The sequence below is a fragment of the Flectobacillus longus genome (genome assembly GCF_030056705.1).
Taxonomy (GTDB): Bacteria; Bacteroidota; Bacteroidia; order Cytophagales; family Spirosomataceae; genus Flectobacillus; species Flectobacillus longus.
On the sequence record NZ_JASHIC010000042.1, the window covers coordinates 1 to 22505 of the forward strand.

At 37.7% G+C, this 22505-nt stretch carries 13 protein-coding genes; 4 read left to right on the forward strand and 9 right to left on the reverse strand.

What is annotated here, in order from left to right:
- Positions 1-4721: collagen-binding domain-containing protein (locus tag QM491_RS24105; RefSeq protein ID WP_283330113.1), on the reverse strand; the 4721-nt coding region annotated here is incomplete at its 3' end.
- Between the two features lie 863 nt (positions 4722-5584).
- Between QM491_RS24105 and QM491_RS24110 the strand changes: the two genes are divergently transcribed.
- Entirely contained in the window at positions 5585-6205 is a 621-nt protein-coding gene (locus QM491_RS24110; protein ID WP_283330114.1) for an SGNH/GDSL hydrolase family protein, read from the forward strand.
- A gap of 98 nt (positions 6206-6303) precedes the next feature.
- Here QM491_RS24110 and QM491_RS24115 read toward each other — a convergent pair whose 3' ends face one another.
- Complete coding sequence (locus tag QM491_RS24115; protein ID WP_283330115.1) at positions 6304-6921, reverse strand: HupE/UreJ family protein; 618 nt, start codon at positions 6919-6921, stop codon at positions 6304-6306.
- A gap of 194 nt (positions 6922-7115) precedes the next feature.
- Here QM491_RS24115 and QM491_RS24120 point away from each other — a divergent pair, with 194 nt between their 5' ends.
- Both QM491_RS24120 and QM491_RS24125 read left to right on the forward strand, forming a co-directional pair.
- Positions 7116-8711 (forward strand): GMC family oxidoreductase, encoded by a 1596-nt coding sequence (locus tag QM491_RS24120; protein WP_283330116.1) that lies wholly within the window; start codon positions 7116-7118, stop codon positions 8709-8711.
- Positions 8712-8849: 138 nt separating this feature from the next.
- A complete protein-coding gene (locus tag QM491_RS24125) occupies positions 8850-9674 on the forward strand; it encodes a universal stress protein (protein WP_283330117.1) in 825 nt (274 codons plus the stop codon).
- Positions 9675-9938: 264 nt separating this feature from the next.
- On the opposite strand, the gene bioA is transcribed toward QM491_RS24125, so the two are convergent.
- The 7 genes from bioA to QM491_RS24160 form a co-directional block, all read right to left on the reverse strand.
- Entirely contained in the window at positions 9939-11288 is a 1350-nt protein-coding gene (gene bioA, locus QM491_RS24130) for an adenosylmethionine--8-amino-7-oxononanoate transaminase (protein ID WP_310589604.1), read from the reverse strand.
- Positions 11289-11306: 18 nt separating this feature from the next.
- Complete coding sequence (bioD, locus tag QM491_RS24135; protein WP_283330127.1) at positions 11307-11927, reverse strand: dethiobiotin synthase; 621 nt, start codon at positions 11925-11927, stop codon at positions 11307-11309.
- 16 nt (positions 11928-11943) lie between these two features.
- Entirely contained in the window at positions 11944-13074 is a 1131-nt protein-coding gene (locus QM491_RS24140; RefSeq protein ID WP_283330118.1) for an aminotransferase class I/II-fold pyridoxal phosphate-dependent enzyme, read from the reverse strand.
- A 75-nt stretch (positions 13075-13149) separates the two neighbouring features.
- Complete coding sequence (locus QM491_RS24145; protein ID WP_283330119.1) at positions 13150-13611, reverse strand: GNAT family N-acetyltransferase; 462 nt, start codon at positions 13609-13611, stop codon at positions 13150-13152.
- Between the two features lie 435 nt (positions 13612-14046).
- A complete protein-coding gene (locus tag QM491_RS24150) occupies positions 14047-16389 on the reverse strand; it encodes a M1 family metallopeptidase (protein ID WP_283330120.1) in 2343 nt (780 codons plus the stop codon).
- Between the two features lie 228 nt (positions 16390-16617).
- Positions 16618-17784 (reverse strand): acyltransferase family protein, encoded by a 1167-nt coding sequence (locus tag QM491_RS24155; RefSeq protein WP_283330122.1) that lies wholly within the window; start codon positions 17782-17784, stop codon positions 16618-16620.
- A 104-nt stretch (positions 17785-17888) separates the two neighbouring features.
- Positions 17889-19055 carry a helix-turn-helix domain-containing protein gene (locus QM491_RS24160; protein WP_283330123.1) on the reverse strand — a complete coding sequence of 389 codons (1167 nt, stop codon included), beginning with the start codon at positions 19053-19055 and terminating at the stop codon, positions 17889-17891.
- 426 nt (positions 19056-19481) lie between these two features.
- Here QM491_RS24160 and QM491_RS24165 point away from each other — a divergent pair, with 426 nt between their 5' ends.
- On the forward strand, positions 19482-22379 hold the full coding sequence (locus QM491_RS24165) for a sensor histidine kinase (protein ID WP_283330124.1): 2898 nt from the start codon (positions 19482-19484) through the stop codon (positions 22377-22379).
- Positions 22380-22505: the final 126 nt, after the last annotated feature.

A 22505-nucleotide genomic window follows, 5' to 3' on the forward strand; every position in this document is an offset into this window, starting at 1 on the left:
CCTGTTGAGCATGTCGCCGTCAAGGTAACCACACCAGCCTCACATCTTGAGGCTCCTACTACATTATTAGCATTTGGTGCACTTGGAATTGGGTTAACCGTTCCTATCACTGCTTGACGTGTTCCTGTTGCTGTTTCACAATTCGTTGTATTGTCCTTACAGCCTACAAAATAGGTTGTTGTTGCCGTGATGCTTGGTGCATAACTTGTGCCTGTTGTCAACACTGTTGTCGAACTCTGGCTTGAATACCATTGTGCTGTTTGACCTGATGAACAAGTGGCTGTCAAATTCACTACGCCACTTCCGCAAACTGCGCCATTTGTTACATTTCCTGAACTTGGGGCACTTGGTATTGGATTAACTGTACCTATTACTGCTTGACGTGAGTTCGTTGCGGTCTCGCAAGTCGTAGTATTATCTTTACAACCTACATAATAAGTTGTCGTTGCTGCTATACTTGGTGCATAACTTGTTCCTGTCGACAATACACTTGTTGATGTTTGACTTGCATACCATTGTACTGTTTGTCCTGATGAACATGTTGCACTTAAGTTTACTACCCCACTACCGCATACTGCGCCACCTGTTACATTACCTGCACTTGGTGAACTTGGGATTGGATTAACCGTTCCTACTACTGCTTGACGTGAGTTCGTTGCTGTTTCACAAGTTGTTGTGTTATCCTTACAACCTACATAATAAGTAGTCGTTGCTGTGATACTTGGTGCATAACTTGTGCCTGTTGTCAATACACTTGTTGATGTTTGACTTGCATACCATTGCACCGTTTGTCCTGATGAACATACTGCACTTAAGTTTACTACTCCACTGCCACAGACTGCGCCACCTTGTACACTTGATGAGCTTGGTGCTGTAGGCAAAGCATTGATCGTACCAGTTACAGCTGTTCTATTAGCTGTTGGTGTTTCGCAACTTGTCGTTGTATTTTTACACCCTACATAATAAGTAGTACTTACTGTTAAACTTGGGCTATAAGATGCGCCCGTTGTCAATACTGTGGTTGATGACTGAGACGAATACCATTGGGCTGTTTCTCCTGCTGAACAAGTTGCCCCTAATGTGACAGAGCCTGCTCCACAGCGAATCGCTGGTGTAGTCGTCGGTGATGAAGGTGTTGAATTTATTGTAATAGCAATAGAGGCGTTACTAGAACAACCTGTATTACCTGTTACAGTTAAAGTATATGTTCCAGTAGTACTTGCAGTAATATTCTGAGTAGTTGCACTAAAACTATTTGGCCCTGCCCATGAATATGTCACTACAGGTGCATCAACTGTCATTGAGATATCATCTATCGCAAAATCATTACCTCCTGTATTAGTATTCTCATTTCTAATTTCAAAATATGCTGTTGTACTACTTCCTGAATTCCAAGTAGTAGTTAATTGTTGCCACGCACATGTTGTTGCCGACAAGGTTGTTGAAGTTCCAACTTTTACCCCATTTACATAAAATGCTAAAGTTGATGGGTTAGTAGAAGAAATAGAGGTGGCATAAGTACTTAGTCTATAGGTAGTATTAGGGTTTACAGCAATTCTTTGCCCCCAAACAGTTAAGCTTGCATCAGTACCTCCATCTGTAACAAAGATTTTTCCTGTGCCTGCAACAGTCCTATCCTTACAGGCCGAAGCCCAAGAAAAATAGGTATTGGCATCTGTCACTACACCATATACACCATACCCATAATTTTGCTCCCCGTATTGTGTTACAAAACCAATATCCCCGGCAGAAAAATCTCCATTGTACACAAGATTTGGATTAGCGACACTACCTGCACCATTGATTGTAATTGGGGTTCCACAATTAGAAGTATTACCTCCTACTGCTGTCACACTCACACCCGAAACTGCTCCACTCACAGTTAAGTTGACTGGAGTTTTCATACTTTCACAGTTGTTGAGCGTACACGTTGCAAATAAATTCAACGATGTGCTTCTCGAAGCTGGTGTATAAGTAGTCCCAGTAGCTATTGGAGTAGTATCTGTAGAACCACTATACCATTTCACAGTTCCTCCTGTACATCCTGTAGCAGTTAAGGTTGCTGTACCTGTTCCACAAATATTTGCACTACTAACTACAGGTGCAGAAGTACAAGTTTCTTCTGTCATACAGATATCATCAATGGCAATTCCATCACCTTCATTATCTCGTGGGGTGATGTAAAGCTCTAAGTATTTTGCGCCTGCAGGAGCCACAATTTCAACACAATACTGTTGCCAGTTGAGTGTTTCCCATTGACCATCTGCATCAGCAGGGACTGATTGATAAATATCTCCTGTAGATAATATACCTTTATCGCCCCCCTCAGCATTTCTGAAATTGTATTCAAAATACACATCTGCATTACCTTGTACACCCGATGGGTTAAATGCAGCCATATAAGCACATATTTTATATTTTTTTCCTGGAGTTACTGGGAAAAATTTTTGATTTGCACTTGGTGCAAAAAGAACGCACTGATTATAACGTCCGTAGATAAAACGATCGCCAGAGTTTGCATTTCCTGTTACACTTGCATCGATATAATATGCACCATTTTGGTTAGCATAATCATTTACATCTGTACCAATAGCCCAATCAGCAGGAGAAGCTCCTCTATAAGCATCGGTATTGGTAGCAGTACGTGTAATATATGAGGCAGGAGATGATTGAAAATATACTGGAAACTTCTTCCCGTTATTAGTAACATTATCATCAGTCTCAAAACTTGAGTTGGTGACAATGTTATTGGTACAAGCCACAGTCGAACAGTTATTTTTCAAAACAACTAATACGGCATTTGATTCAGCCACATAGTCGTTACAGTTAGTACGACGAGCTGTTCTGATATAACAAGTTGTCTGTGTTATTGCCCCAGACGTATAAGTTGCAGCTGTTGCGCCTGAGATAGCTGTATATTTGGACGAGCCTGCTACGTTTGTAGGGCAAGCTCCATTTTCTAATGAAGTTGCTTTGTACCATTGATACTGAATCGTCTGCCCAGTATCACCACCTGATGGGGCTGTTACGTTTGTAAGAGCAGCAGGAGTACTACTTACATTTTTACACAAAACTTGATTTGAGCCAATTGTACCTCCACTTGTTAAGTTGTTACAAGTATTGTTTACTGTCAAACACAAGTTATCTAATTTTAACCAGTCACCACTTGCATAACCTTCTACTCTCAAATAAGAAGTACCAGTAGGTGCCGTTTTTGTCAATACATACTCTTTCAAAATTGTTTGTCCTGCAGGAACAACATCCACATCCCAATCAACCTGAACTTCAGTGTAATCTAATAATGTACCCGAACTATTATAAAAAGCAAGTCGATAACGGTGGTCATAAGCAGGTTGGTGAGTACCACCATAAGCCGACAAAGTATATGAGGTACCAGCCGTAATATTATCTACTTTCTGCCACATCATAGCAGAAGAGCTATTGGCATACAAATAAGCATTATTGGCATCACAAACCTCAAAACCTGAACCTGTCGTTAAAGAGCCTGCCGAGTTCCATTCCCAATAAGCTGTTTTATAACTAGTGTTATATCCTGCACGAAACTCCTGAACTTCAAATCCTGGGTTTTTCAACAAACCACCTGGACAGTCACAAGTAACAGAGCTAAAGCTACTACAGTTGACAGTTGTATTAAATACTTGATAGTGCACTTCCCCTTGTGCATGTGTATAGTTCATACATACTACCTGACCTTCAATATTACCTGAGCCCGCTTTATTTACGTGTGCGTTAGGCGCAAACACTGTACCTACAATGGTACTGCCTCCATTCAAATAAATGGTAGTACTTCCTGCCGAGCTATTTACAAAGTTGAAAAGGATATACTGCCCTGCGGCATTTGGCACACCTGGGAAATTTGGAATATTCCAGTTGAACGTTGTCGCTGTACCAATATCCACCGTAATTACCACAGGGTTGGTAGCAGAAGGCACAATATTAAATTTTATCTCGTTGAACAATGCCAATTGACTGGCTGTCATTTTGAAGAAATTGGTACGCCCAGCTGTCAAATTGAATGTATAAGACGTTGCTGTTGTCGATACAGTTGTATTAGATGAGCAACCTTTATAAGTGCTTGAATAACTACGCATATTAGCAATTGCTGTATTAAAGTCGAATACATCGGCATTAATAGAAGCCTGCGTTTGCGATACAGATAGATTGATACGTGGGTTGACATCTTGTGAGGTAGCACTTGATGCACTAATACGTGTAGGATTGGTAGACCAATACTTCGAGGTAGTAAAATCTTTAATTTTTACAAAACCTCCATTAAGAATATTGACTCCACTTCCTGCCGAGTAACTTACATTACCTTCTACAATCAAAGCTGTATTATTAGCATCACCAGAGGCTTTGAAACTACCAGTGGTACTCATCGACAACGAATAGGCTCCGTTGAGGGTAAGGTTTCCAAAAGTAGCTAAACCTCCATTGGCATCGCCATTGGTAATGGTAGCATTACCATAAGAAAAGATGTTAAATCCTTGAACAGGGCTTAGAGGATTGACTTGGGCTTGAGATTTTTTGGTACCTCCTAAAAAAAAGATAAAGGGCACAAACAACATAAGCCTCAAAAATCCGTTGGCATGGTTTTTGAAGTAATGGCGTGCTCTTCTAAAAGTGTTCAACTCAGGCGTACACAGCTTACTTAAGCCGCACTTTGATGAAGTACGTAATGAAGCAGTAAAGTTTTTCATGGGGAAACTTTATTAATTTAACTCGGCGGATTCTAGGAAAAATTATATCTCTGGACTAGTACAAACTAAAATCCATACAACTGTTTCGAGAAGACAGTATGGTCTTTTTTGGCGGAGACAAACATGCGCAGGGGTGTCTAAATGAATACACCATGAATCATTTTTTTGGCGTGTAAAATGATATCATGATTTCCTACAAAATGCTTTCGAAAACAGCAATGATCTACAAAGCAAAAATGTGAAACGACCAGTAGCGGAAAGGTCTGAATATGATAAGCCTAGATTACTGAGGTTAATTAACGAAAATAAATGTTATGGGAAATTTTGCGGTTTTTCCTATAGAAATGGCGTTACTCTATAAAACTTAGGCTTTTGCGTAAAAATAAGTGATATTACGGTTCACTTAGGATAATCTATAATAATTCTGAAGCATTAGCGGGTGCCAAACAGAAGGGTACTTAAATATTTCTCTCAAAATTGTTCTTCAAAAACACATTGCGTGTGTGCTTTGCCGAGATACTTTTTTGGTAAATTCCATTTTTAAAACAATTTAATCTTAGGCGGGTTTTGTAATAAAAATGCAATTTTATCTTATTGAAGACAAGAATTATTTACTATAAATTAAGCCAAAATCATGCCAAAGTACAATATTATACCTATAGGTAGTTTTTTTCAATTTCTTAGAAAAATTATTAAACGGTATCTATTTTTACAATTCATAAGGCTCTCGTTTGTAGGTATTTGATACTAAAAATTATAAAATCTTTACACTAATGCCATACAATCTGTCTCAACGCTCAATTTGTATTATAATAGTATTTATTCTATCATTATCATCTGCCTTTTATACCCTTACAAATCCAATGGAAAAAACTCCTACCAAAAAAATATTAGCACTTGGTGATTCCTATACAATCGGCGAAAGCGTTCTTGAATCAGAGCGCTGGTCAGCACAATTAATTGAACTTATCAAGGATGAAATACAAGTCTCAAAACATGATATCGTAGCTCAGACAGGTTGGACAACTTTTGAATTACAAGATGCAATAGTAGCTCACAAACTTGATAGTCATTATGATTTGGTTTCACTACTCATTGGTGTTAATAATCAATACCGAGGTCTTTCGAAAGATGATTTTAGAATAGATTTTCAGCAATTATTAAAAACGGCGGCAAACTTTACTTCAGGTAATTTTCAACATGTTATGGTTCTCTCTATTCCAGACTGGGGGGTAAGTCCTTTTGCATCAAATCGAGATAGAACACAAATTGCACAAGAAATCGATGCGTTTAATATGATTATTAAAGAAGAATGTCAAAAATATCATGTGTCTTTTGTTGACATAACACCTATCTCAAGGGCCTATCCTACTGACGTATCGATGATTGCTGAAGATGGCTTACACTTTTCGGGAAAAATGTACGCTCTTTGGGCAAATGCCGCCAAAAAAAAAGCTTTACAAGTACTCAAAAATGATAATTAATGGAGTGAGAAAGATGATAGAATTACTCATCTGTAATAGTGTAGAATTAAGCTACATCACTCAATGATAGACGATAAGTGTACAACTTATTGTCTATTTTATTTATTCCCCAACAGTTCCTGAAAGTATTCTGCTGAAGTAATCAATGTCAGAGCTACTCCTGCTACGATTCCTGAAAGAATCAAATTCCAATCGTGCTTTTTAATCTTAAATATATCAAGCATTAAAAAACTAATGCCCAAAGTAAACATCACAATAAGCAGTTGTCCTAGTTCCAAACCTAAATTGAATGCCAATAAAGGATTGAGGAGACTTTCTTCTTTTCCTAATAAGCTTCGTAGATAATTGGAAAAACCCATTCCGTGTATTAAGCCAAAAGTCATGGCCATTGGGTAACGTAGAGATGAACTTTTTTCTTTCTGAAATCGGACATTATCTACTGATTTATGAAAGAAGTTTAGGATGCAAGTAAGACATATTGTAATCGGAATCAGAAATTCGACTACTTCTGTACGATAGGTAATTACTTGTAATGTAGCCAACGCCAATGTCACCGAATGACCAAGTGTAAAAGCTGTCACTAATACCGCTAGTTTTTTCCAATCGCTAAGGCGATATACAGCACAAAGTGCAATAACAAATAAGATATGGTCATAACCATTTACATCTGTGATATGTTGAAAACCTAGCTGGAGATACAATTGAAAATCTGACATGAGCCGTTAATAGCAATTAAAAGGTTTGTTTTTGAAGTACGATTCTACAAATTTAACTTAAAACCAAACACAAAACACTTATATATACTGTACTAATCAAAGAAGTTTTTGTTATATTTAATTAAACAAACTTCCTTTTCTATGTTATGAGAGCCTTCTTAAAACATCATCTTTTTTCCTAATAATCATCAACTATGAAACCAGATTATATTATCATTGGTGCGGGTTCGGCTGGATGTGTGTTGGCACATCGTTTATCCAATATTTCTAGTAACCAAGTTTTGCTAATCGAGGCAGGAGGAAAAGACTCAAAGCCAGAAATACATATTCCAGCGGGATATGGCAAATTACACCATTCCAATGTGAACTGGAACTTTGTTACAACACCTCAGCCCAATCTCAATCATCGACAGCTATATCAGCCAAGAGGTAAAACCTTAGGTGGCTCTAGTTCTGTTAATTGTATGGCCTATATCAGAGGGAATAAAGAAGATTACAACGACTGGGAAAAATGGGGAAATCAAGGATGGGGTTATCAAGAAATGCTTCCGTATTTTATCAAATCTGAAAATAATCAACAGTTTCAAAACAAATATCATGGAAAAGGAGGCTTACTAAATGTGAGTCATAACATCAATGTCACTCCTTTGGCCGAAGCATTTATAGAGGCTTGTGTTGAAACAGGTATTTCTGCTAATCCAGACTTTAATGGAGTACAACAGGAGGGCGCAGGCAAATTTCAATTTACCATCAAAAATGCCCGTCGCCATTCTACAGCGGCGGCTTTCTTGATACCTGCTCTTCAACGTTCAAACCTTTCGGTATTGACTAATACTCAAGTTGCTAGAGTACTTATCGAAAATGATAAAGCTATCGGCATTGAGATTATTAAGGGAAATACCACTGAAAAAATTTATGCAAATAAGGAGGTCATTCTATCGGCAGGAGCATTTCAAAGTCCTCAATTATTACTACTTTCGGGCATAGGCGACGCTTCCTACCTCAGAGATTTTCAAATAGATTGTAAAGTGAATTTATCGGGAGTTGGGCAAAATTTATCCGATCACCTTTTTATCAATATCAACACTTTATGCAATCAACGTATCACCTACAACAATGCCGAGCGATTTCCGTGGGTGCTATCTAATCTTTTTCAGTATATTTTCCAGAAAAAAGGGCCATTAAGTTCAAGCCCACTCGAAGCCTGTGCTTTTGCTCATACGCAAGAAGGTCTTGACAGACCAGATATACAATTTCATTTTGCCCCCGTGCTTGCTCCTAATTTGCATCAAGTAAAAACGTTACCCAAAGAAGAAGGATTTACCGTTTTGCCAACCTTACTAAAACCCAAAAGTAGAGGTTATGTTGGTTTGTATGACAATAACCCCAATTCTAGTCCACTCATTGACCCTTGTTATTTATCAGACTCAAATGGAGAAGATTTAGCAACACTCTTAAGAGCTGTTTATAAAGCAAAGGATATTTTATTGTCAGATGCCTTTGCTCCTTTTCGTCAGCAGGAGACCTTATTTCTGCCTGATAAGTATGAAAGTGATATAGACTGGGAAACCTACATTCGTGCTAGTTGTGAAACAGTGTATCACCCATGTGGCACTTGCAAAATGGGTGTTGACTCACAAGCTGTAGTCAACCCTGCTTCGTTAGAAGTATATGGAGTAACAGGTTTGAGGGTTGTTGATGCTTCTATTATACCTGAAGTTATAGCAGGAAATACGAATGCCCCAGTTATTGCTGTAGCCGAAAAAGCAGCAGATTTAATCATAAAATAATGTCTTAATAATTAAGTAATAACACTTCACAAACCCAGCTAAAATAGCTAACAAAAGTCATATTTAAAATTGACTAACAGGTGCTTACAGATAGTATTTTGACTCTACTTTTGTAATAAATCAAATCTCATACAAGCCATGAACAATATACTTATTGCTACCGATTTTTCGGACAACTCTAATAAAGCATTGCAATATGCCATTTTGATAGCAAAAGCCACTCAATCAGCTATTTATTTGGTACATACTTACCTTCCTCGTTATATCGAACCTGGCATATACGCCGATGCCGTCACTATGCAAAAAGCCTTAGACGACCAACGTGATTCGCTTTATAGCAAGCTGGTTCCCTTAGCATCAAAAGTTGAGGATGCTGATATAAAATGCCATGTAGTATTAGAAATGAACGACGTTATTTCGGGTGTTTTTGATACTGTAGAAAAGTATAACATTGACCTAATAGTAATGGGGAGAACAGGCTCTGGAGGTTTTCTGAGCAAACTTATTGGTAGCAATGCTGCACACATTACAGCCAAAGCTCACGTACCAGTTTTGACAGTTCCTAATCAAGTAGAAAATGTAGCCATTGACAAGATACTATATGCTACCCAACTCGAATTTGATGAAAACCATATCTTAGCTAAAGTATTTGAATTATCTCACCAATTAGGTGCAAACGTAGCTCTAACCAAGGTAAATGCGCCTTTTGAGCCAGATATTCAATCAGACAAGCAATTTGAGGAACAAATTAAGTCAGCCTTTGTTAAAGAATCTTTTAGTATTGATACTACTATTTCTGGTAGTGTTACCGAAGGTATCCTTACTACTGCTGCTGAAAGAGGTGTAAATTTAATTGTTTTGGCAGCTCATCATCGTAATTTCCTAACCCAATTGATTGACCCTAGTAAGTCAAAACAAGTAATTATTCGTTCAGATATTCCTGTATTGACCTATCAGTTATAGACTTTGTATGCCTGATAAACAAACAGAATCATCTCGAATTTTGGAATAATTTAAAATTGAGACCCCTTGTTTGTGCCTATTGGGATTCACAAGGTGAACCATTGTAATATTTATGCAAAAAGGCGGTAGAAATGAGTTTTTCGACCGCCTTTTTGCATACTTTTTTTCAACATGGCTCCTCTTTAGACGCAAAGCATTGCGTCTCTACTAGTAAAATCTAGATTAAAAATAATCACTTAGGGATGACTCATGTTTGTTTATTTGTTAAAGCTCCAAAAACTCTTCAATACACTCATATATATAATCCAAATCATTTTGTTGGATACAATATGGTGTTAATAAATAAATGATATTACCAAGAGGGCGCATCAAAATACCTCTTTCCAAAAAGAAATTATACGCCATATCTCGAATATTACTAAAGTACGAAGTGCCCTCTCCTGTATGTATTTCAATGGCCAAAATCGTTCCTCGTACACGTACCGAATCCACGGCATTTGCCTTTTCAGTTTTAAGTTTTTGGGCAAATTTTACATGACTTTGATGTAAAGCTTCTATCTGTGCTTGTGTTTCAGGCAAGAGTAATAAGTCCAAACTAGCCAACGCCGCTGTACAAGCTAGTGGATTAGCCGTAAAACTATGACTATGGAATAGCGTTTTGCGACGGTCTTCAGACAAAAACGCTTCAAATATATCTTGAGTACAAGTAGTTACTCCCAAGGCCATAGCACCACCTGTCAAGCCTTTTGACATACAGTAAATATCAGGTTTGGTTTGGATATAATCCGTTGCAAACATTTTTCCTGTTCGTCCAAAACCCGTCATTATTTCGTCTACAATAGTAATAACCCCTTTGTCTTTAGCCAAAGCAACGAGTTCTTCCAGTACCTCTGGTTCATACATCACCATTCCCCCTGCACCCTGAATTAATGGCTCAAAGATAAATGCGGCTATTTCATCGGCATTTTCGAGGTATTTTTTCATCTGAGCAATAGCCTCATGCTCTTGTCCTGCTACAGGTACTGGCAAATAGCAAGTTTCATATAAGAAAGGTTCAAATGGCGTATTAAAAGCACTTTTGGCACCTACAGCCATTGTTCCAAAGGTATCGCCATGATAACCATTACTCAGCGCAATAATTTTGTTTCGCTTTTCAAATCCTCGATTATGGAAATATTGAATAGCCATTTTCAGTGCAACTTCTACCGAAGTTGAACCATTATCAGAATAAAATACTTTCGCCTGATGACTAGGTAAAATACCCAACAACCTTTCGGCTAAACTCACGGCTGGTTCATGCGTAAAACCTGCAAAAATAACCTGCTCTAGTTTTAAAAACTGTTCCGCAACTTTTTGTGCAATATACGGATGAGAATGTCCATGCAAATTAACCCACCACGACGAAATAGCATCAATATATCGTTTTCCATTTTCATCAAACAGATACACCCCTTCTGCACGAACAATCGGAATCGAAAATGGTGCTGAATGATGCTGAGTAAAAGGATGCCAAACGACTTTGGCATCTCTTTCGCTCAAATTGGTTATCACTGGTTTTTCTATATTTTCAATAGGAAATTCCAAGTGCTCATCTATCGAATAATCTTTTTCCATAAAAGCTACAGGCTTACCTTACTGCCAATTACCAACCAACAAATCGGCTAGTTTACGAACAGCAGGTTTATCAATTTCTGCTTGAGTCGGGATACGTCCCAAACATTTAAGTTTTGTATAATTCAAAATAAAATTCTCAGTCGATGCATTCGAAATACCATTGAAGATGATTCCTTCAACTGGAATATTTCGAGTTTTGAGCGCCTCAATCGACAGTAAAGTATGGTTGATACTTCCCAAGTAGTTTTTGGACACTAATATTACAGGAAGGTTCAATTGCTGAACCATATCTATCACCAAGTCATTATCGTTCAGTGGAACCATCAAGCCTCCTGCTAGTTCTACAATCAAATTGCGTTCGGTAACTGGCAACTGTATTTTTGCTAGCTCAATCGTAACTCCATCCAAAGCCGCAGCGGCATGTGGTGACAGAGGTTCATTTAGGCGATAAGCCTCAGGGAAAAACGTATTATTTGGAGCAGACACAAGACTTTTTACCGTATCTGTATCCGAAAAATCGAGACCTCCCGACTGTATCGGTTTCCAATAATCTGCTTGAAGTGCTTCTACTAAAACACTAGAAATAAAAGTTTTACCAATTTCGGTACCAATACCAGCGACAATAAATTGCTTTTTCATCATGAGACTTAAGATATTAAAGGTGCGTGGGCATTTGTTTCACTAATTCATCAATTTGTTCGAATGTGTTATATTGATGCAAACAGATTCTTAGGCGTTCTTTCCCTTTGGGGACAGTTGGCGAAAGAATAGCTCTTACATCAAGATTCGCATTTTGCAAGTGTTGTGCCACTTGGCGACAAGCTTCGTTCCCAGAAATCACCACGCATTGAATAGCAGAGCGACTCTCGATAATGGGAAAACTACACGATGCCGTAACTTGTTCTCGAAAATATTTGATTAATTTGTGAAGATAAATATTACTAAAATTACTTGATTGCAAATAATCATAAGCACTTTTTACTCCTGCATGGCTATGTAAAGGCGCTGCCGTAGTGTAAATAAATGAACGAGCAAAATTGATTAGAAAAGCTCTCAATGAAGCACTTCCTAATACAATTGCACCATGACAGCCAAGAGCTTTGCCAAAAGTAATTACTCTGGCGAAAACACGATTTTCAAGACCATAGTACGATACAAGCCCTTCGCCTCTTTCGCCAAAAACACCTGTAGCATGTGCCTCATCTACGATAAAACCAGCACCATACTCCTCACAGATATTTGCGAGTTCTATTAAGGGTGCTTCGTCGCCATCCATAGAGTAAACAGACTCAACGGCTACAAAAATGCGTCCTGTTGCTTGATTTCTGCAATGTTCGAGCTTTTTACGAAGATCAATTATGTCGTTATGAGCAAATTTAAGGCGAGTAGCATAGCTCAAACGAGCGCCATCTATCATACTGGCGTGGATATATTCGTCAGTTATTAAGAAATCTCCTTTTTGTGGGATACTTGCCAGTAATCCTACATTTGCATCATAACCAGAATTAAAGATGAGTCCAGCCTCTGCATTATGAAAATCTGCTATACAATGTTCTAGATTTTCGGTATAGGCATAGTTTCCCGCCAACAAGCGTGAACCTGTTGCACCAACCCATTGCATACCTGAGTGTTCAAGAAAAGTTAATTCTTGTTTTATTCCTTGAGTTAATACACCATTTTTGGCAAAACCTAAATAATCATTCGAACAAAAATCCACCATATTCTCGGCGGTTTTTAAAACTCTATATAAAGCTAAATCTTTTCTTTTTTGAAGAGACTCTGCCAAAAAACTTTCAATTTGATGCACGTCCTTACAAACTCTTCAGCCTGTTTTAAGGTTTATTGGGCACAAAGATAACACCTAGGCATCCTTCACTGAGTGATTATCTAAGAAATTATAGAAATGCTCGTCCTCCTTTCTGAAGCCTAATTTTTCATATAGTGCCTGTGCTTTGGTATTTTCAATACCTGTTTTCAGTGTTAACCAAGCTGCTCTTGTATGTTTGGTATAGTTCCATGCCGCATCTACCAACAATGATGCTACACCACCTTTTCTAAAATCAGGCATCACAAACATATCATTTAATAGCCAAACTGATTCGAGCTTTAGTGTCGAGAATATAGGATACAATTGAGTAAATCCAGCCAATACACCTGAATCTGCTAGAGCAATAAAAATAGTTGAGCTATTTTGAGTAAGTCTTTCTGACAAAAATCGCCTTGTTCTTGGATTATCATTTGTTTGTCCAAAATGGCTTCGATAAGCCTCAAACGCTGGAATCAACAACTCAAGATGTGATTCATTTGCTTTAGTTATTTGCATACGTCAGTAATTAGTAGAGTTTTTAAAATGTTTTTTACATAAAAACTAAATAAATCTTAGAAGGGAGCCTTCTAAGATTTATCTCTATTGATTCCTAATATGAATATTTTTTTGAGTTTAATTACGTTATTCTTCTTTGACAATATAAAAATCTTTATTCGTAACAAAGTTGTAATTATTTTAGCTTTGTGTGTTGCGTATTAAACAAAAACCTTGTAACTTTGTACTCAATAGGTGTAGAACTATTTACTAGGCTTGCTCAGGTGGTTTCTGCCTGAGCAACTTTTTTTATAGGCTCTCACAACAAAAAAGGTGGTCTTACCCAGAAATTCGGTAAGACCACCTTTTTTATTAGCCATTGGCATTCAGCCATCAGCTTTCGGAAGTATTTTGTTCTCTACCGAAAGCCGACTGCCATAAGCCGATAGCCCATTACTATTTTTTCGCTCCTTGTACTGCGCCTGCTGCTTGTTTTTGTTGTTGCATTGGGTTTGGCATAGACTGACGTTGTCCTTTGAACACTTGGAAACGAGTAGGCTGCTCAGGTTCACGAGGGAAAGCGTTATTGCTTGTATCAATATCTGCAATCTCATAGAATGGGTCAAGTACCCATTTCGCTACTTTTTTATCAGTAGGGATTACCTTTTTCACTTCTTTGTCATTCAAACGCCATACTTCCGCAGGAATACGAACTACCTCATCAGTACCATCTTCATAAACCATTTTGATGATAATAGGCATTGGCAAACCTCCAACGTTTTTCACATTGATTACATAGAAGTTTTTATTGCTATTTGTCAACTGTTTTTCTTCATCTGAAAGACCCGCTGTTGCTTGCTCAAAACGTTTTTTGTCTGCTTCTGATGTAGCGTAACGATCATAACTATTGTAGAAATCACGCATATCTGGATTTGCCTCTATCACTGTTTGAGTAATATCTTTTTTGTTACGGATATTGCTCATCGTCTGACGTTTTGCTTCTGCATCTGCTTTAGCTTTAGCATTTTTCTGCTCAGGAGATTGGTTGTCGATACCAAACCATTCAACCGTTTCTAAAGATTGGTCTGAAGGCTCTACACCGTAGAACCAACCACGCCAGAAAAAGTCCAAATCAACACCAGAAGCATCCTCCATTGTACGGAAGAAATCTTGTGGAGTAGGGTGCTTAAATGCCCAACGACGTGAATATTCTTTGAAAGCAGCGTCGAATAATTCGCGACCCATGATAGTTTCACGCAAGATAGTCAATCCAGCCGCTGGCTTAGTGTAAGCATTTGGACCGAATCCCATAATGTTATCAGAGCTACTCATAATAGGTACTTGCTGTGTTTTGTCAGTACGCATATAAGTAACGATACCTTGTGGTTCGCCACTTGAAGTATCAAAGTCTCTATCCCATTCTTTTTCAGCTAATTGCTCACAGAAAGTATTTAAACCTTCGTCCATCCATGACCACTGACGTTCATCAGAGTTTACAATCATTGGGAAGAAGTTATGACCTACTTCATGGATTACTACACCAATCAAGAAGTTTTTTGTACCTTCTGAATATGTTCCATCTGCCTCTGGACGAGCACCGTTGAAACAAATCATTGGGTATTCCATACCACCTACTGGACCATGAATTGACTGAGCTGTTGGATATGGGTAAGAGATTGTTCTTTTTGAATAAGAACGTAGCGTATGTGCCACCAACATGGTAGAATATTGCCCCCAAAGTGGATTAGCTTCTTTTGGATACGCAGACATAGCCCATACTTTTTTGCCTTCAACATCTACTTGCATAGCATCCCATACAAATTTACGAGAACCTGCAAAAGCAAAATCACGCACGTTATCAGCTTTGAAAACCCAAGTCTTTTTGCCTGATGGCTTGCTTTTCTCAGCTGCTTCTGCTTCTGATTGTGTTACGATAAGCACAGGGCGAGTAGCTCCTTTTGCTTTTTCCAAACGTTTTTGTTGCTCTGCTGATAATACTTGAGCAGCATTTTGTAATTCACCAGTACCCATAACCACAAAGTCGTTTGGCATTGTCAATGCTACTTTGTAATCACCAAATGGAACGGTAAACTCTCCCTGACCCAAGAATTGTTTGTGTTGCCAACCATTTACGTCGTCATACACACACATACGAGGAAACCACTGTGCAATTTCATAAATATAGTTGCCATCTTTGGCGAAGTATTCATAACCACTACGAGCACGAGTAGCTACAGCATCTGTAATATTGAAATCCCACTCTACTTGGAAGCTAATCGTTTGACCTGGCTTCAAAGGTGTTGGTAAATCAACACGCATCATAGTTTCGTTGATGGTAAACTTCAATGGCGCACCTTTAATGTCTTTTACAGCACTGATATTGTAGCCGTATTCTTTGTTGTTCAACACCCCAGCACTTGCACTCAAGCGTGCAAAGCTAGTGCCCTTATCGTTCAAAGAAGAAGTTTGGGTAGTTTGTGCAATACCACCTTTTTTGAAGTTGTTTTGGTCTAGTTGCAACCACAAGTAACGAAGGTCGTCTGGAGAAAAGTTTTTGTAAGTAATTACTTCACTACCAGTAATACGTTGCTTTTGGTCATCCAATTCGGCTTTGATGTCATAATCGGCACGGTTTTGCCAGTAATCTTTGCCCGGAGCACCCGAAGCTGTACGGTAGGTATTAGGAGTTGGCAGGGTATTGCCAAGCTGCTCAAAACGGCTGTTTCCGTTATATGGATTTTGTGCAAATAGCGTTGCACATTGTCCTATGAGAAGCGCAAAAAGGCTTAGCTTTTTCATATAGGATTTGTTGGTGAAATAAAGTTTCTACGAAAATACAGAATTTTTGGCATAAGCCACTTCTATCTCCAAATCGCTGTGTACAAGCCTTTCATGCTTTGTGGATAAACGGTCGTATAAGTATTTAAGTGGTTATTCATAAGCTTTCAGCTTCCGACTTTGGGAAAAATCGGATAGCTGAAAGTTCAAATCCAAAGGGCGTAACTGCCTATTCCTTTATACTCTCCCCTACTTTTTTACCCCAAACAAAAAACTTGTTAAGCGGAAGGGACGTATCAAATAGTGATAAATAAGCCAAGATATGCCAAAGGTTCCACCTGCCATGAGGATATATTTTATCCAAAGATTTAGAGAAACATCAGCCAAATAAAAGCCCAGTGCCACAGTAATAGTTTGATGTAAAATGTAAAACGGATATACCGCTTGATTACTGTATTGGAGCGCCTGATTGGTAAAGTTAAGATAATGCTTTGCATAACCTCCTATGGCTAGAATTGTGCTCCAAAGGCTCACCATAGTCAGTAATCCATTCACAATAGTCATCCAAATAGTATCTTCGGGAATACTCCCAAAAAGCGTATCATACGAAAATCGGAAGGCTACGATAAATAAGCCAAGCACAGCATAACTTCTTCTGTTCTCTTCCATGGTATCCCATGCAATAGGTGTTTTGCCTATTAAATATCCCAAGACAAATAGCATTATCGATGTTGTGAAATTATACCAATCTGCTACTAAGTTTTGGAAAACTGGCCAATCAGCATGCAAAAACCAATACGCCGAAGCCAATACCACCGCCCACAGTAACAGTCCCAAAGGTTTGTTCGCTAGTTTTTGAAAAAACTGCCAAAATCCTTCACTTCTTCTATTTTTTAACAACACAAATAGAGGTGTTGCTAATACGGAAAACACCCACAAATAGGCAATAAACCATAAATGATGCCATGAGGAATTGCCATCGGGATAGGCTTGAAATTCGAAAATTTTAGGATAAAAAGCCCAATAAGAGCCTTCAAATTGGTGACGTTGGAGTCTCTCAAAATACACCTGCGGTGGCACTATCACCAAAACACCAAAGAGTAATGGTATGAGTAATCGCTTGGAGCGTTCAGCGATAAAAGCTCCAGATGTTTTTGACTTCATGGCAAAGCTTACGCCTACGCCCGAGATAAAAAACAATAGGGGCAATCGCCAAAGATGTAGCCACTCCATCGGGATTTCGAGGACTTCAGTCAATTCGTTGTTTTTGACATGCCATCCCCAGTGTACAAAAAACATTCCTGTGTGAAATAAGATTAAAATACCAAAGGCTAAAACACGAATCCAGTCGATATAATACTGGCGAGTTTGGAGAGAAGAAGTACTTAGAGGTTGTTGTTTGTCAAGAGTTTTCATACAAAGCTTTTTTTGATTTGATGGTCAAAACTAGCATTGTACCAAGCGCCATAGCGATTGTTCTGATAGGAAAGATGTTCGATTTTATAAAAACGAACGCAAGACTATCCTTTTTCTTCTTTTCGGTATTGAGATGGAGTTTGTCCAACAATTTTTTTGAAGGCTGTATTAAATGCAGATTTAGAATTATACCCCACCATTTCGGCTATTTCCTCTATTTTGATAAAATTACTTTCTGATGAAGTAAGAAGCCTTTGTGCTTCGGCAATACGCCACTGAGCGGCATAATCAAAAAAGCTTTGCCCTAAACTTTCATTTAAAATTTGAGAAAGATGGTGAGACGAAACTCCTAGTTTTTTGGCCAAAGAAGGTAACGAAAAATCTTCTTTCAGATAAGGTTTTTCTGATTGCATAAGCCACTTCAATCGTTCTAATGTCTGGTCTTGAATCTCTTCGGTCAAGGTTGAGTTTTCGTATTTTTTGATTGGTTTTGCCTCCTCTCCTAGCTTGAAAAAATCAGATTGCCGAATCACCGAAAAACTGATTACATAGATGATGAAGGTAATATGTGCAGAAAGAATATGATCGCCCAAATCGCTCGGAAAGGTTCTTTTAATAATTAGAAATAATAGTACAATCGATGCAAAGCTCAGCCATTGGGTACGACACCAGCTTAGGGAGGTATTTTCTTTTGAGAAAAACGTAATATCTAATTTGTTAAAATGCTTTTTCAATTCTATAAAACCTACTATCACATAAACGACCATTTGGGCAAACATCAAATCATTGACATAATCCCGAATTTTACAGAACCATCCCCATGACAATATTTCATTTTTAATAAAAGGTAATTCAGGATGATAAGCATCCAAATATGAATTGTATTTGAACGTGTCAGGCAAAGGATAAATATAAATGCACATACAAATCAGATAAAACACAAATGGACCAAAATGCCACAACTGTTTCCAAGAAAAGCGTTCCGAAATAAAGGTTCGTAAATATAGATAGGTTAACGGAGCTAGTACAAAATTGAGAGGCTCAGCAAAATCTACCCATGCCAGTATTTTGAACATGTAATTGGTATATGATAACAACACTTCGACCGTACAAGTAGATAAAGCCAATAGAAAAAATCCCAAATAACGATGTGCAACTTTGTTACCCTTGGGAGTAAACAAGAAAAATACAGCAAGAAAATAACCTTGTACCACACCAAGTAAAATGATTATGGCAAATGGGTCGATATGAAGAGGATAGTTTAAAGGCATTGGAGTCAATTTTATTAGGAGCAAAAATACTCTTTTTTCGATTACAATTAGGCTCTATTCTTTTACCCAAAATAGTCTTTGGTATATTTAAAATAGGTATTCACAAAATCATATCCTATTTTCCTCAAAAGCAACTATACTTTTGTTTCAGTATCTCGTATCTCTGGTTTCTAAAAATTAGCTAGAAACTTCAGTTCCGAACTTATTAAAGTAGCTGGGCACTTGAAAAATCCAAACTCTTGTGTCTAGCGATATAGTAGTGTTAGGTTATTTCAAAAAAAAGGTTTCGTTGGAGACCTTTTTTTGTTTTTATATCTTAGAGGAAGTATCAGACAGTTACTCCGCTTTTTTTATGCTGTTAACAACAGCTTTTCTGGTTATATGCGCCACTTTATCACATATCTTTTGGTTCTACTGCTCAGTATTATGAGTTTATTTGTGGTAGCTCAAAATGCAGTTTATCGAGTAATCAATAATCTCAATGGCTTGCCGAGCAATACAGTTTATAGTATCCTTCAAGATAAAAATGGTTTTTTATGGGTGGCACACGATAAAGGTCTTAGTCGATACGATGGTAAAAGTTTTGTTCATTACGAAAGTATTGCCAAGCAGGGGCGTTCACTTTTTAACCTGATGGAATATCAAAACCGAATCTATTGTCAGGATTTTGCAGGGAATTTTTACTATACCTCACATAACAAGTTAGTACAAGAAAGCTCTCTCTCATGGAAAGGAGGGTTTGTTCCAGCTACTATTCTCAATAACAAATTTTTAATAAGCTGTTTTACAGATACGCTTCGTAGCCTAAATCTTAGCACTCATAAAGTTCAAAAAATCCCTATCCCAGACACATTCAGTTGGGGTATCAATATCAAAGACCATAAACTATTAGCCTTATGCGCCAATGGGATCTATCGTACCGATGGATACCGAGGTCAGTTTCAAAAATTACCTACATATAATTCTTTCTTTTTGATTCCTACCCAAAACGAACTCTATGGAATTACCAAAAATAATTTCCCGTATGTTCGTCGACTTCTGCATGGGGGCTCTCCAATTGCTGTACTTAAATCTGATTTATTTATTCAAGATGTTGTCAAAATCAAGGATGAAATTTGGATTGCGACTTCGAGTGGCGCCTATTGCTTTGACCTAGATTTTAAGCCTAAATACAACGGTTTTTGTTTTTTTGAAGGAACAAGTATTAGTAAAATATTAGTAGACCGAGAAGATAATTATTGGTTTGCTACCATTTCGAAAGGACTTTTTTTTGTTCCTAATATCCATGTACGCTTATATAATCATCAAAATGTAGGTCTTACAGCACTAGCACCTTTTCAACAAGGAAAGGGAGTATTTGTAGGAACAGAAAAACAAAATATTCTTTCGTTTACCCCAAAACAAGGTTTTCGTCCTTACTTTTTCAAAAAGTCATCAAACCACGAAATTATCTCGATATATGAAGATACAGAAAACCATGATATGCTTTTCTGTAGCAATCGAATGGTACAGCTCAATGCTCAACGTCAACTTGTACAAACGCTTGATTTGGCTGCCAAAAGTACTGTAAAAATTAAACCTAATTTATATGCAGTTGCCTATTCGGGAGGCGTATCATTATTCACCAAATCACGCAAACCAATCCCTATCCCTCAGTGGTTACTTGAAGATCAAACACCTCAGTCTGTAAGTGTCGACTCCATATTTAACCTTAGTCATTCGTTTTTAAAGTGTCGTACTCGTTGGATAGAGTTTGGACAGAAAGACAGTACACTTTACATTTCTACGGTCACAGGATTAGTCTATATTTCGCCTAAGGGTACTGGATTTATTTCGTATAAGGGCAATCCCATATATGGCTCACAAATTATCTCACAAGGCGATTATACCTATGTATCTACCTTCAGCGAGGGACTTTATATACTCAAAGGCCTTCAGGTAGTCAGGCATATTGGTAAAGAAAACGGGCTTGCTAGCAACACCATTTATCGCTTCCAAATCGACCATCAGAAGATATGGCTACTTGAAGAAGGCATGTTACAGTCTTTTGACTTGAATACCCACAAAATTGTTAGCTATAGTAGCACTGACGGATTACCCAAGGCTGAAATCAAAGACCTAGCCATTGGTTCACAAAATGTATTCTTGGCCACGACAGAAGGCTTGGTAGTTTTTGATAAAAATCGAGATGTATTTAACCCAACCTCTCCATTAATTTCATTGACAGGATTTACGGTCAACGACCATCAACAAGATTATTCCTCAGGACTAAACTTAAAAGCAGACCAAAATAGTATCGAGATTTTCTTTTCTATTCTAAGTTTCAAAAGTGAAGACGAGCTTCGTATTAGCTACAAAATCAACGATGGTGCATGGCTAAACTTACCCTCTCAATCAAGAGTTTTGAGCTTTCCATCTCTATCACCGGGTAACTACCACCTAACTCTAAAAGTAACTAATGAGGACGGAGTTGTTGTGCCCAAACCCTTAGAAATTCATTTTGTAATCAAGCCTCCCTTCTATTTGCAGTGGTGGTTTTTACTTTTAGGAGTTATTGTCATTGCTTGGGGGATTTATTGGTATATGAGTTGGCGCATCAATGACATCAATCAAAAAAATCAGTTAATTGCCGATAAGCTAAAACTTGAACAAGAAGTAAAACAAAGCATACTGGCAAGTATTAAAAGTCAAATGAATCCACACTTTTTGTTTAATGCTCTCAATACTATTCAGGCTTATATTTATACCAATGACAAAGAAAATGCTTCTTTTTATTTAGGAAAATTCAGTGAATTAACACGACGTATTTTGGAGATGAGTAATAAAGATAGTGTACCTTTAAGTGAAGAAATCAAAGCTTTGACACTTTATCTTGAACTCGAAAAAATTCGTTTTGAAGACTTACTAACCTATACATTTGATGTTGACCCAGCACTCCAAACTGACTTTGTGTATATTCCTTCTATGCTTATTCAGCCCTATGTAGAAAATGCCATTAAACATGGATTATTACATAAAAAATCAGAACGTAAATTATGGATAAAATTTATCAAAGAAAAAGATTGTTTGATGGTCATTATTGATGACAATGGTATAGGTCGAAAACGTTCTGAGCAGCTCAAACGATTAAAAGAAAGAAATAGTCATAACGGTTTTGCTATATCAGCTAATCAGAAGCGATTGGACATTTTGAATCAAGGAGCCAAACATCAAATTATGATGGAAATAATTGATAAACAAAATGCACAGGGTGAACCCTTAGGCACATTGGTAAATATTAGAATACCTTTTCAGAAATCGCCTTCCGCAAATTTGGTCAATTAATATTCCTATTTCCTCAAACCCAAGTTCATTCAACAACTTAAGTTTTTATTTTTACAGGCAATAGGCAATAGGCAATAGACAATAGACAATAGACAATAGGCAATAGACAATAGACAATAGACAATA